The organism is Sphingomonas sp. CFBP 13733 (assembly GCF_014841795.1).
Lineage (GTDB): Bacteria > Pseudomonadota > Alphaproteobacteria > Sphingomonadales > Sphingomonadaceae > Sphingomonas > Sphingomonas aerolata.
Genome location: NZ_JACYUP010000002.1, coordinates 294612 through 307285 on the forward strand (window position 1 = coordinate 294612; position 12674 = coordinate 307285).

The following is a 12674-nucleotide window of genomic DNA, read 5'->3' on the forward strand; positions in this document are numbered from 1 at the left end:
CCCAGGGCCTTAGCGCGCCCGGTAAGGGTCCGTCACCTGCCCGATTGCACAGCGGTGAGGTCGCTCACGCGACGCTGGACGAAAACCCGTCGGCGGCACCGCGCAGCACGCTCAGCTTGTCGTCGATCAGCCCGAAATCCTGGCCCAGCAGCGTGATCTCGTTGGCGACCGCCTCCGCATCGCCGCGGATCATGTCGATCGTCGCGGACATGGTGTCGGCGGCCAGCGCGGTCTCGTCGACCGCGGCGGTGATCGACGCGACGGTCCGCGCCTGCGCGTCCATCGCCTGGCGGATCCGCACCGCGCTGTCCTGGACCTCGCCGACGGTCGTGCGGATGCCAACGCTGGTCGTCACCGAGCTGTGCGTCGCCGCCTGGATCGCGGCGATCTTGGTCGCGATGTCGTCGGTCGCGCGCGCGGTCTGGCTGGCGAGGCTCTTCACCTCCTGCGCCACCACCGCAAAGCCGCGCCCGGCATCGCCCGCGCGCGCCGCCTCGATCGTCGCGTTGAGCGCGAGCAGGTTGGTCTGCCCCGCGATCGTCCGGATCAGCCCCAGGATCGATTCGATCGACTGGGCATGCGCGCTCAGCGTCTCGGACATGCCGACCGCGTCGGTCGCCTGTGCCGACGCGCGGTTGGCGATCTCGGCGGCCGCCTCGACCTCGATCCGCGCGCCCTCGATCGCACAGATGAGTCCCGAGGCGGTGTGCGCGGCCTCGCGCATCGCCAGCGCGGACTGTTCGGCGGCGGCGGCGACCTCGCTCGTCTTGCCCAGCACGCTGCGGGTCGAGCTCGACGCGCCCATCGCCTGGACGCGGATCCGCGCGCCCAGCTCGGCGGTGTCCTCGATCGACGTCGCGATGCTCTCACGGAACGCCGCCGCCCGCGCGCTGCGGGCGATCCGCGCCGCCTCGGCATCGGACGCGCTCAGATGCGACGCCATGATGTCCGCCTCGATCAGCGCGAGCCGCTGGATCACGTCGCCCAGCATCCGCATCGACGCGGTGTCGGTGCCGACCCGTTCGGCGATCAGCCCGAGCGTGACGCTGTGCGCGAACGCCAGCGCGGCGAGCAAGGCGGGCAGCGGGATGTTCGCCTTGCGCGACTGGACCGCATGGTCGATCGCGATGTCCCGCCACGCCAGGTCATAGGGAGAGAGATATTTCAGCCGGACATAGTCCGCGCTCGCGACGATGCTGCGCTCGAGTCGCTCGGGGGTGAAGGCGGGCCGGACATGGAGTGCGCTCTCGAGCGAGAGGTAATGCCGCCAGAACGTCTCCGCGATCAGCCGGTGGTCGGCGGCATCCAGCATCGCGGTCAGCGTCGCGCAGCTTGGCCCGATCGCGCCGTCCCAGTCATAGTCGCGCACGCGTTCGTACAGCGGCCGGCCATCATTGCCCCAGTCCAGCGTGCCGTGCGGCACGCCATTGCTCATGCGGTCGATTGGCGCGGTCATGCTCCCCCCTTGTGCCGTCCGTTATGCAGCCACCTTCGCGATGAATACGCCCGCGCTGGTCTTCAGATTGCTCAGCCGGCTGTCGAGCATGTCGAAGCCCCGGCCGACGCCGTCGATCTCGGTCGCCACCATTTCGGTATCCGCCCTGATCGCCGCGATCGTCGTCGACATCGAATCGGCGGCGAGCGCGGTCTCGTCGACCGCGGCGGTGATCGCGGTGACGGTCTGCGCCTGCGCCTCCATCGCGTGCCGGATCCGGTCGGCGCTGTCCTGCACCTCGGCGACGGTCGCCTTGATGCTCGCATTGGTCGCGACCGTGCCGCGCGTCGCCGACTGGATCGCGGCGATCTTGGCGGCGATGTCGTCGGTCGCGCGTGCGGTCTGGCTGGCGAGGCTCTTCACCTCCTGCGCCACCACCGCGAAGCCGCGTCCCGCATCGCCCGCGCGCGCCGCCTCGATCGTCGCGTTGAGCGCGAGCAGGTTGGTCTGGCCGGCAATGTCGCGGATCAGCCCCAGGATCGACTCGATCGACTTGGCGTGATCGCTCAGCGCCTCGGACATGCCGACCGCGTCGGTCGCCTGTGCGGATGCGCGATTGGCGATCTCGGCCGCGGCCTCGACCTCGCTGCGCGCATCCTCGATCGCGCGGATCAGCCCCGCGGCGGTCTGCGCGGCCTCGCGCATCGCGACCGCGGACTGTTCGGCGGCGGCCGCCACCTCGCTCGCCTTGCCCAGCACCGCGCGGGTCGAGGCCGAGCTGCGGACCGCCTGTTCGCGCAGGACATGCCCCTCGTCGGTCGCGGTCTCGACCATCGTCGCGATTCCGTCGCGGAATTCGACCGCCAGCGTGTCGCGCGCGCCCTGCGCCGAAAAGTTGCGATATTTGGTATAGATCGCCACGGTGATCTCACCTTCCAGCGCCGACAGCCTCATCAGCGTGTCGATATACAAGGAAAGTCGGTCATTGTCGCGCGCCACGCTCTGCATCAGCACGCCGAGCGCGGCGCGGTCGCTCGCGCTGATCATCGACAGCAACGCCATCGGCGACACGTCGGCGGCATAGGCCGCAGCGACCGACCGCTCGACCGATTCGACCCAGCCGCGCGCATTGGTGTTGAGGAAGCGGTCGCGCAGGAAATTGCAGCCGACCTCGATCATCGCGTCGGCCTCGTGCGGCGACCAGATGCGCTCGTTGCTGAAACAGCGCTGCCACTGTTCCCAATAGGCCTGGGAGATCGTGACGACATGCGGTTCGATCAGCGCCCAGAGCTCGCGGCTGGCCGCCGCGAGCGAGCCGTCAAAGTCGAACGCGCGCAGCCGTGCGGCCAGGTCGATCTGGGTGGCGATCGACCCGGGGGCCGGCATGTCGAGTGAGGTCAAAGGGTAAACTCCGGATCGCGTTGCCCGGCCAGCGCTAACGGTGATTCCTTAAGGCCAGGTTAGGGATCGATGCCGCGGGACAGGGGGCGCCCGGCACCGCCTGCGCATTGCCCTGGGTTATCAAGCCGGGCGGCGATGGGTTGCATCGCAGCACATGGCGTCTAATAGACCGGCAAACCGTTCGTTACTCGCCCTTCGTACTCGAGGACACAGCCCTTGGCATCGCGCAACCCGGCACGCCCGCTTTCTCCCCATCTGCAGGTCTATAAATGGGGCCCGCACATGCTGGTCTCGATCCTGCACCGCGCGACCGGCAGCGGCATGGCGACCGTCGGCAGCCTGCTGCTCGTCTGGTGGCTCGCCGCGATCGCCTCGGGGGATCAGGCCTATGCGACCTTTGTCGACGTGTTCACGACCGATACGGGCGGGCTGAACATTCTGGGCTATGTCATCGGCATCGGCCTGACCTGGTCGCTGCTCCAGCACATGATGACGGGCATCCGCCATCTGGTGATGGACACCGGTGCCGGATTCGAACTCAAGCGCAACCGCATGGGTGCGCGCGCGACGATCGTCGCCAGCACGCTGCTGACGGTCGCCTTCTGGCTCTACATGGGGATGAAGTAATGGGTTCGGGTACGCCAGTCGGCCGCGTCCGCGGTCTGGGCAGCGCCAAGCACGGCACGCAGCATTGGTGGCAGCAGCGGCTGACCGCCGGCGCCAACATCTTCCTGATGGCCTGGCTGATGGTCGCGGTCGCGCGGATGCCCGCCTATGACTATGCCTCGGTGCATCTGTGGCTCCAGTCGTCCTGGGCGGCGATCCCGATGGCGCTGCTGATCCTGTCGGTCTTCTACCATTTCCGTCTCGGTCTGCAGGTCGTGATCGAGGATTACATGCACGGCGAAAGCCGCGTCGTGACGATGATCCTGCTCAACCTGTTCACCTTCACGCTGGGCGGCATCGCCCTGTTCGCGATCCTGAAGGTCGCCTTCTCCGGAGCTCCTGCGTAATGTCAGCTGCCTACAAGATCATCGATCATACCTATGATGCGGTCGTCGTCGGGGCCGGCGGCTCGGGCCTGCGCGCCACGATGGGCATCGCCGAGAGCGGGTTGAAGACCGCGTGCATCACCAAGGTCTTCCCGACCCGGTCGCATACCGTCGCCGCCCAGGGCGGCATCGCCGCGTCGCTCGGCAACAACTCGCCGGATCACTGGACCTGGCACATGTTCGACACCGTCAAGGGCTCCGACTGGCTCGGCGACCAGGACGCGATCGAATATCTGTGCCGCGAGGCCCCGCAGGCGGTCTACGAGCTCGAACATGCCGGCATGCCGTTCAGCCGTAACGAGAACGGCACGATCTATCAGCGTCCGTTCGGCGGCCACATGCAGAACATGGGCGAGGGCCCCCCGGTCCAGCGCACCGCCGCTGCCGCCGATCGTACCGGTCACGCGATGCTGCACGCGCTCTACCAGCAGAGCCTGAAGTACAACACGGACTTCTTCGTCGAGTATTTCGCGCTCGACCTGATCATGGAAAACGGCGTCTGCCGCGGTGTGATCGCGCTGTGCATGGAAGACGGTTCGATCCACCGCTTCCGCAGCCACCAGACCGTGCTCGCCACCGGCGGCTATGGCCGCGTCTATTTCTCCGCGACCTCGGCGCACACCTGCACCGGCGACGGCAACGCGATGGTGCTCCGCGCCGGCCTGCCGCTCCAGGACATGGAGTTCGTCCAGTTCCACCCGACCGGCATCTACGGCGCGGGCGTGCTCATCACCGAGGGCGCACGCGGTGAGGGCGGTTACCTGACCAACTCCGAGGGCGAGCGCTTCATGGAGCGCTATGCCCCGTCGGCGAAGGATCTCGCCTCGCGCGACGTCGTCAGCCGCTCGATGGCGCTCGAAATGCGCGAAGGCCGCGGCGTCGGCAAGAATGGCGACCACATCTTCCTGCACCTCGATCACATCGATCCGAAGGTTCTGGCAGAGCGCCTGCCCGGCATCACCGAGACCGGCAAGGTCTTCGCGGGCGTCGATCTCACGCGCCAGCCTTTGCCCGTCACGCCAACCGTGCATTACAACATGGGCGGCATCCCGACCAACTTCCACGGCGAGGTCGTCAACCTCGTCGGCGGCAACCCCGACGCGGTCGTCCCCGGCCTGTTCGCGGTCGGTGAGGCCGCCTGCGTCTCGGTTCACGGCGCCAACCGTCTCGGCTCGAACAGCCTGATCGATCTCGTGGTGTTCGGCCGTGCGACCGGCCTGCGGATCCGCGACACGCTCAAGCCCGGCACCGCGCACGCGCCGCTGCCCAAGGGCTCGGAAGACCTCGCGCTCACGCGTCTCGACACGTTCCGCAACGCGAGCGGCGGGTCGCCGACCGCGCAGATCCGTCTCGACATGCAGCAGACGATGCAGAAGCATTGCGCCGTGTTCCGCGACACCGAACTGCTCAACCAGGGCGTCGAGAAGATGGCGGGCATCTACAACCGGATGACCGACGTCGCCGTGAAGGATCGCAGCATGATCTGGAACACCGATCTGGTCGAGACGATGGAGCTCGACAATCTGATCGGCCAGGCCGTCGTCACGATGAACTCGGCCGCCAACCGCACCGAGTCGCGCGGCGCGCACATGCACGAGGATTTCCCCGAGCGTGACGATGCCAACTGGATGAAGCACACCATCACCACCTTCGACGGCTGGGGCGGCAAGGGCGGTCAGACCAAGATCGATTTCCGCCCGGTGCACGACTACACGCTCACCGACGACGTCGACTACATCAAGCCCAAGAAGCGGGTCTATTGATGATTTGGGCCATCATCGCGATCGGGTTCCTCGTGCCCGTCGCGGTGGGGCTGCTGACGCGGTTCCCGCCGATGATCGCCGGCTTTCTCTGGCCGGCGATCGTCGCGATCGGCACCGCGATCTATATCTACGGCATCGAAACGCGCGCCCCCGGCGAAGACCCGCAGAAGATCGCCATCACCTTCTTCGCGCTCTTCTCGCTCGCCGGCGGCGTCCCCGGCGGCCTGGTCGGCTGGATCCTCCAGCACAAGCGACAGGCCGATCCGGCACTCGACCGGGACGTCTGACCTCAGGGGGCGGCGGGCGCATTCGCTGCCGCTTCCAGACGATCTGCCAGCCACATCTTGATGAGCGCCTGACGCGTGACGCCACGCTTGCGGGCTTGCACGTCGAGACTCTCTACCATCCACGTGGGGAAATCGACGTTCACGCGCTTGGCCTCCAGCGCAGGCTTGCGCGGGCTGGACCAGTCGAAATACGCGCTGACATCCTCGCCCTCGTCGAACCGCCGGTCGAGTTCGTCGGCTGAGATAGCCTTGTGCAGCACGGATTTAGCCGGTGCGGGCGCGTTCATAAGCCAGTTCCTCATAATCTCTCGCGCGGCGAACCGAGATGATCCGGGTCGCCGTACCGCGATCGGTGACGATCGCCGTCCACAGGCGATCGCCGATCCGGCCGATCACCAGTTGCCGGTCTTCGCCCACATGGCGCTGGGCCGATCCGACGACGATCCGCTCGTCATCGCCCCACAGCGCCTGAGCTTCGACGAAATCAATTCCGTGCTTGACCGCGTTGGCCGCGCTCTTGTCCGGGTCGAATTCGAACATGGCCAACTCTACCGCAATTTCGGTATAGAATCTATACTCCCGGTCTTTTGCGGACGACATCGGAACCGCGCGATACCGCGGTAAGTTTGCCCGCGCATGACCGACACCTCCCCCGCTTCGAACGCGCGCAACTATCCGTTGCTCGCCGTCCCCCATGTCCAGCTGCACGGCCCCGTCGACGACGCGATGTACGACAGCTTCAAGGCGCAGGTCGCGGCCGCGCCGACCGAGGGGCCGCTCGTCGTCTCGATCACCACGCTCGGCGGCGACCCCGAAATGGCGCGCGCGATGGGCGACCATATCCGCCTGCTGCGTGAATATACCGACCGCGAGACGCTGTTTCTCGGCAAGGTCGCGGTCTATTCGGCTGGCGCCACCTTCATGTCCGCCTTCCCCGCCGACAGCCGGTTCCTCACGCGCAACAGCCGCCTGATGATCCATGAGCGCCAGATGACGAGCACGATCCAGCTCAACGGCCCGCTCAACGCGCTGTCCTATACGCTGAAGGCCAAGCTCCACGAGATCGAGGATTCGATCAACATCCAGGAAGAGGGCTTTCGGGATCTCGTCCGCGGCACCAAGGTCGATATCGAGGAGCTCAAGGCCAAGGCGCCGTCCAACTGGTATATCGAGGCGGAGGAAGCGCGCGATCTCGGGCTGATCCTCGACATCATCTGACGGTTGCGGCGGTCCGTGCCCCGCCCCACATATGACCCATGTTGCACCCGCGAAGCTAAGGATTTGCGGGCAGGGCCCCTGTCATGTATCGGCTCTGACAACCTTGTCATCACACCACGGACGGACCGCTCGCAATGGCCGAATTCTCGCTCCCGAAAAACAGCGTCGTTAAGAAGGGCGTCAAGCATGCCTCGACCAGCGGGGGCAAGCGGCTGAAATCGTTCAAGGTCTATCGCTACGATCCCGATAGCGGCGAGAATCCCCGCTACGATACGTTCGAGCTCGACCTCGACGAGACCGGCCCGATGGTGCTCGACGCGCTGATCAAGATGAAGGGCGAGCAGGACAGTTCGCTGACCTTCCGCCGTTCGTGCCGCGAGGGGATCTGCGGCTCCTGCTCGATGAACATCGACGGCAAGAACGGCCTCGCCTGCACCACCGCGATCGAGGATTGCAAGGGCGAGGTCCAGATTACGCCGCTGCCGCACATGGACGTGATCAAGGATCTGGTCCCCGACTTCACGCATTTCTACGCGCAATATTCGTCGATCAAGCCCTGGCTCCAGACCGTCACCCCGCCGCCCTCGGGCAAGGAGCGTCTCCAGTCGCCCGAGGATCGCTCGAAGCTCGACGGCCTGTACGAGTGCATCCTGTGCGCCTGCTGCTCGACCTCGTGCCCGAGCTACTGGTGGAACGCCGACAAGTTCCTCGGCCCCGCGATCCTGCTCCAGGCCTATCGCTGGCTCGCCGACAGCCGCGACGAGATGACCGGCGAGCGGCTCGACGAGCTCGAGGATCCGTTCCGCCTCTATCGCTGCCACACGATCATGAACTGCGCCAACGCCTGCCCCAAGGGGCTGAACCCCGCCAAGGCGATCGCCGAGATCAAGAAGATGGAAGCCGAACGGATCGTCTGATCCGGCAGGGGGAGGGCGGTCCCCTCCACCCCGCTCTCGCCCCGCCTCGCTCCACCCTCCGTTCGTGGTGAGCGAAGTCGAAGCACAGGCCCGGGGCAGGGCGCGGCGCTCCCCCACCCCCGTTCGTGCTGAGCGAAGTCGAAGCGCCGCCCGGGGCCGGGGACAGCGCTCCCCCAACCCCGTTCGTGCTGAGCGTAGTCGAAGCACAAGCCCGAGGCCAGGGACGACGCTCCCCCAATTCCGTTCGTGCTGAGCGAAGTCGAAGCACAGGCCCGGGGCCAAGGACGACGTTTCCCAAGTCCTTCGACTTCGCTCAGGACGAACGGAGAGGGCCCGGAGGCGGGACCAAAAAGGGGCGCCGTTCGCAAGCTTCGAAGGACATGCCGTTGACCACCCCCCATTTCCTCGACGCCGAAGACCCCGCAAGCCCCGGCTGGCGCAGCTGGACCCTGTCCGACCCGACCCGGTTCAACACGCTCCTCGGCCCCATGCTCTACCGCGTCGACGGCCACCGCGTCCGCGTCCGCATCACGCCAGAGCGTCGCCATTCGAACCTGCAGGACAATGTCCACGGCGGCGCGCTGCTCGGCTTCATCGACGTCGCGCTGTTCGCCGCCGCGCGCGGCTTCGGGTTGATCACCGCCGGCACCGCGGTGACGCTCGACCTCAACACCCAGTTCATCGGTGGCGGCCGGATCGGCGCCCCGATCGAGGCGCAGGTCGAGGTGCTCAAGGAAACCGGCCGCCTCTTGTTCCTGCGGGGCCTCGTGGTGCAAGGCGACGACGAGGCAAAGATCGCGGCCTTCTCCGCGACGATCCGCAAGCCGTCGCCTAAGCCGCCGAAGGGCTGACCCCGACCGCTATCACCACCCCGGCGAAGGCCGGGGCCCAGTTGGGACACGATCATTGTTCAAGCGTAGCGTTCTATCACGGCAACCTTTCCCCCTGGGCCCCGGCCTCCGCCGGGGTGGTAAAGACCAATGACCGTCCTCGCCGCCTACGAAGCGCTCGTCGCCTCGGGCGAACTCCGCCCCGACCCCGAACAGGCCGCCGCCGCCGCGCGCCTGAACACGCTCGCCACCGAACTTGCCGCGCCCGTCGCGACCGGGTTCTTCGCGCGCTTCTCGAAAAAATCAGCCCCGCGCGGCGTCTATCTCTGGGGCGGGGTCGGCCGCGGCAAGTCGATGCTGATGGACCTGTTCTTCGCCGAGGTCGCGGTCGAGCGGAAGCGCCGCGTCCATTTCGGCGAGTTCATGCTCGAGGTCCATGCCCGCATCGCCGCCGAGCGTCGCAAGGAGGTCGGCGACCCGATCGTCCCCGTCGCCACCGCGATCGCCGAGGAGACCCGGCTGCTCGCGTTCGACGAGATGATGGTCACCAACAGCCCCGACGCGATGATCCTGTCGCGGCTCGTCACCTCGCTGCTCGATTCCGGCGTGACGATCGTCACCACCTCGAACCGCCCGCCCGCCGATCTCTACAAGAACGGCCTCAACCGCGAGCATTTCCTCCCCTTCATCGCGACGATCGAACAGCGGCTCGACGTCCTCCCGCTCAACGGCCCGGTCGATTACCGCCGGGACCGGCTCGGCAGCCAGGACACCTGGCTCGTCCCCAACGGCCCCGAGGCCACCGCGCAGCTCTCCGCCGCCTTCTTCCGCCTCACCGACTTCTCGCCCGACGACAGCGAGCATGTCCCGTCCGAGGAGCTGATCGTCCAGGGCCGGGCCCTGCGCGTGCCCAAGTCGCTGAAAGGCGTCGCGGTCTTCAGCTTCAGGAAGCTGTGCGGCGAGGCGAGGGGGGTGGCCGACTATCTCGCCATCGCCCGCAAATTCCACACGATCATCCTCGTCGGTATCCCCAAGCTCGGGCCCGAGAACCGCAACGAGGCCGCAAGGTTCGTCGGTCTCATCGACGCGCTCTACGAGCACAAGGTCAAGCTGCTCGCCGCCGCGGATGCGCAGCCGGGCGATCTCTACGCGAGCGGCGACGGCCGGTTCGAATTCGACCGCACGATCAGTCGTCTGGAAGAGATGCGCTCCGAGGAGTATCTGGCGGAAGGGCACATCTGACGCACCCCAAGCACCACCCCGGCGAAGGCCGGGGCCCAGCTGGAAAGGCCGTAGTAACAGCGCGCGATACTCAGTTTGCACCGTCCCCCAACTGGGCCCCGGCCTCCGCCGGGGTGGTTCAGCGCACGTCCGCAGGCTTATTGCTCCTGCGAACGATTTGCAATAACGAGACCACTTTTCCGCTTTAACGGTTGCCGTAGCGCCATAATGCGCGTAACCGGCGTCACCAATCACCCCGCACATCAGACGGAGACGGATTGGAATGGCTCGCAAGAAGATCGCGCTGATCGGCGCCGGTAACATCGGCGGCACGCTCGCGCACCTCGCAGCACTCAAGGGTCTGGGCGATATCGTCCTGTTCGACGTGGCCGAGGGCATCCCCCAGGGCAAGGCGCTCGACCTGTCGCAGTGCGGCCCGGTCGAAGGCTTCGACTCGACGATCACCGGCTCGAACGACTATGCTGACATCGCCGGTGCGGACGTCATCATCGTCACCGCCGGTGTCGCGCGCAAGCCCGGCATGAGCCGCGACGACCTGCTCGGCATCAACCTCAAGGTCATGAAGGCCGTGGGTGAGGGCATCAAGGCCAACGCACCCGGCGCATTCGTCATCTGCATCACCAACCCGCTCGACGCGATGGTGTGGGCGCTGCGTGAGTTCTCGGGCCTGCCGCACCACATGGTCGTCGGCATGGCCGGCGTGCTCGACTCGTCGCGCTTCAGCCACTTCCTCGCCGACGAGTTCAAGGTCTCGGTCAAGGACGTCACCAGCTTCGTGCTCGGCGGCCATGGCGACACGATGGTCCCCGTGATCCAGTATTCGACCGTGTCGGGCATCCCGGTTCCCGATCTCATCGCGATGGGCATGTCCACGCAGGAGAAGATCGATGCGATCGTCAAGCGCACGCGCGGCGGCGGCGGCGAGATCGTCGCGCTGCTCAAGACCGGCTCGGCCTATTTCGCGCCCGCCACCAGCGGCATCGCGATGGCCGAAGCCTATCTCTACGATCAGAAGCGCGTCCTGCCCGCCGCGGCCTATGTCTCGGGTGAATACGGCCTCGACGACCTGTATGTCGGCGTGCCCGTGGTGATCGGCGCCGGCGGCGTCGAGAAGATCGTCGAGATCAAGCTCGACGACGAAGCCAAGGGCAACCTCCAGGTCTCGGTCGACGCGGTCAAGGAACTGATCGTGGCCTGCAAGGGTATCGACGGTAGCCTGAACTGAGGATTTGAGCTGAGGTAGGTAATACCACCCCGGCGAAGGCCGGGGCCCAATTGGGAAGGCCCCCGTGATGGAAGACCAGGCGTTCGTCTACATCATGGCCAGCGGGTATAACGGTACGATCTATCTCGGCTCGACGGTGAACTTGGCGAAACGCGTGTGGGAACACCGCAACGGCGTCGTCGCAGGGTTCACGAAGAAGTACGACTGCAAGCTACTCGTCTGGTACGAATTGCTCGGCAGTTGGGAAGCCGCCCGGCAGCGCGAGCTGCACATGAAGGAGTGGAAGCGGGACTGGAAATTGCGAGAGATCAATGGTTTCAATCCCGGCTGGGACGACCTTTACGATCGCATCGCACAACCATGACCGCTTTCCCAATTGGGCCCCGGCCTTCGCCGGGGTGGTAAGGAACGAGACAAGATGAGCATCCTCGTCGACAAGAACACCAAGGTCATCACGCAGGGCATGACCGGCGAAACCGGCAGCTTCCACACCAAGATGGCGCTGGAATACGGCACCCAGATGGTCGGTGGCGTCACCCCCGGCAAGGGCGGCACGACTCACCTCGACCTCCCCGTCTACAATACCGTCGCCGAGGCGAAGTCGGTCACCGGCGCGACCGCGTCCGTGATCTACGTGCCGCCTCCCTTCGCGGCCGATTCGATCCTCGAGGCGATCGACGCGCAGATCGAGCTGATCGTCGCGATCACCGAGGGCATTCCGGTGCTCGACATGGTCAAGGTCAAGCGCGCGCTCGCGGGCTCCAAGTCGCGCCTGATCGGCCCGAACTGCCCCGGCGTCCTGACCCCCGGCGAGTGCAAGATCGGCATCATGCCCGGTTCGATCTTCAAGAAGGGCTCGGTCGGCGTTGTCAGCCGTTCAGGCACGCTCACCTATGAGGCGGTCTTCCAGACCTCGAACGCAGGCCTTGGTCAGACGACCGCGGTCGGCATCGGTGGCGATCCGGTCAACGGCACGAACTTCATCGACGTGCTCGAGCTGTTCCTGGCGGACGACGAGACCAAGTCGATCATCATGATCGGCGAAATCGGCGGCGACGCCGAGGAGCAGGCCGCGCAGTTCCTGATCGACGAGGCCAAGCGTGGCCGCAAGAAGCCGATGGCCGGCTTCATCGCGGGCCGCACCGCCCCTCCGGGTCGTCGCATGGGTCATGCCGGTGCGATCGTCTCGGGCGGCAAGGGCGATGCCGAGAGCAAGATCGCGGCGATGGAAGCTGCCGGGATCAAGGTCTCGGAAAGCCCCAGCCTGCTCGGCGAGACGCTGCTGAGCGTGCTGAAGGGTTGAT

Annotated in this window: 15 protein-coding genes; 11 read left to right on the top strand and 4 right to left on the bottom strand. The window is 66.3% G+C overall.

Annotated features, from left to right (window positions below; all coding sequences use genetic code 11):
* Positions 1-64 precede the first annotated feature (64 nt).
* Positions 65-1456, bottom strand: coding sequence for a methyl-accepting chemotaxis protein (locus IFT71_RS05515; protein WP_197976042.1), 1392 nt, complete (start codon positions 1454-1456; stop codon positions 65-67).
* 21 nt (positions 1457-1477) lie between these two features.
* Positions 1478-2821 (bottom strand): methyl-accepting chemotaxis protein, encoded by a 1344-nt coding sequence (locus IFT71_RS21685; protein WP_031393659.1) that lies wholly within the window; start codon positions 2819-2821, stop codon positions 1478-1480.
* Positions 2822-3118: 297 nt separating this feature from the next.
* Here IFT71_RS21685 and sdhC point away from each other — a divergent pair, with 297 nt between their 5' ends.
* Genes sdhC through IFT71_RS05540 form a run of 4 tightly spaced genes read left to right on the top strand, consistent with a single transcriptional unit; the run spans position 3119 to position 5938 of the window.
* On the top strand, positions 3119-3463 hold the full coding sequence (gene sdhC, locus IFT71_RS05525) for a succinate dehydrogenase, cytochrome b556 subunit (RefSeq protein ID WP_446740756.1): 345 nt from the start codon (positions 3119-3121) through the stop codon (positions 3461-3463).
* Positions 3463-3849 (top strand): succinate dehydrogenase, hydrophobic membrane anchor protein, encoded by a 387-nt coding sequence (sdhD, locus tag IFT71_RS05530; RefSeq protein ID WP_031440117.1) that lies wholly within the window; start codon positions 3463-3465, stop codon positions 3847-3849. The genes sdhC and sdhD overlap by 1 nt, the downstream gene beginning before the upstream one ends.
* A complete protein-coding gene (sdhA, locus tag IFT71_RS05535) occupies positions 3849-5651 on the top strand; it encodes a succinate dehydrogenase flavoprotein subunit (protein WP_031440116.1) in 1803 nt (600 codons plus the stop codon). The genes sdhD and sdhA overlap by 1 nt, the downstream gene beginning before the upstream one ends.
* Positions 5651-5938: a hypothetical protein gene (locus tag IFT71_RS05540; RefSeq protein WP_031393663.1), complete on the top strand. Its 288-nt coding sequence runs from the start codon at positions 5651-5653 to the stop codon at positions 5936-5938. The genes sdhA and IFT71_RS05540 overlap by 1 nt, the downstream gene beginning before the upstream one ends.
* 2 nt (positions 5939-5940) lie before the next feature.
* Here the strand turns inward: IFT71_RS05540 and brnA are convergent, their stop codons facing one another.
* A complete protein-coding gene (gene brnA, locus IFT71_RS05545; protein ID WP_197976043.1) occupies positions 5941-6225 on the bottom strand; it encodes a type II toxin-antitoxin system BrnA family antitoxin in 285 nt (94 codons plus the stop codon).
* Positions 6203-6478 carry a BrnT family toxin gene (locus tag IFT71_RS05550; protein WP_031393665.1) on the bottom strand — a complete coding sequence of 92 codons (276 nt, stop codon included), beginning with the start codon at positions 6476-6478 and terminating at the stop codon, positions 6203-6205. The genes brnA and IFT71_RS05550 overlap by 23 nt, the downstream gene beginning before the upstream one ends.
* Before the next feature lie 96 nt (positions 6479-6574).
* Between IFT71_RS05550 and IFT71_RS05555 the strand changes: the two genes are divergently transcribed.
* The 7 genes from IFT71_RS05555 (at position 6575) to sucD (ending at position 12673) form a co-directional block, all read left to right on the top strand.
* Entirely contained in the window at positions 6575-7156 is a 582-nt protein-coding gene (locus IFT71_RS05555) for a ClpP family protease (RefSeq protein WP_031393666.1), read from the top strand.
* Positions 7157-7290: 134 nt separating this feature from the next.
* Entirely contained in the window at positions 7291-8073 is a 783-nt protein-coding gene (locus tag IFT71_RS05560) for a succinate dehydrogenase iron-sulfur subunit (protein WP_031393667.1), read from the top strand.
* A gap of 380 nt (positions 8074-8453) precedes the next feature.
* Positions 8454-8924, top strand: coding sequence for a PaaI family thioesterase (locus tag IFT71_RS05565; RefSeq protein WP_192139589.1), 471 nt, complete (start codon positions 8454-8456; stop codon positions 8922-8924).
* Positions 8925-9053: 129 nt separating this feature from the next.
* Positions 9054-10145 (top strand): cell division protein ZapE, encoded by a 1092-nt coding sequence (zapE, locus tag IFT71_RS05570; RefSeq protein ID WP_192139591.1) that lies wholly within the window; start codon positions 9054-9056, stop codon positions 10143-10145.
* A 262-nt stretch (positions 10146-10407) separates the two neighbouring features.
* Complete coding sequence (gene mdh, locus IFT71_RS05575) at positions 10408-11370, top strand: malate dehydrogenase (RefSeq protein WP_192139593.1); 963 nt, start codon at positions 10408-10410, stop codon at positions 11368-11370.
* 67 nt (positions 11371-11437) lie between these two features.
* Entirely contained in the window at positions 11438-11734 is a 297-nt protein-coding gene (locus tag IFT71_RS05580; protein ID WP_192139595.1) for a GIY-YIG nuclease family protein, read from the top strand.
* A gap of 54 nt (positions 11735-11788) precedes the next feature.
* Entirely contained in the window at positions 11789-12673 is an 885-nt protein-coding gene (gene sucD / locus IFT71_RS05585; protein ID WP_031395407.1) for a succinate--CoA ligase subunit alpha, read from the top strand.
* Position 12674: the final 1 nt, after the last annotated feature.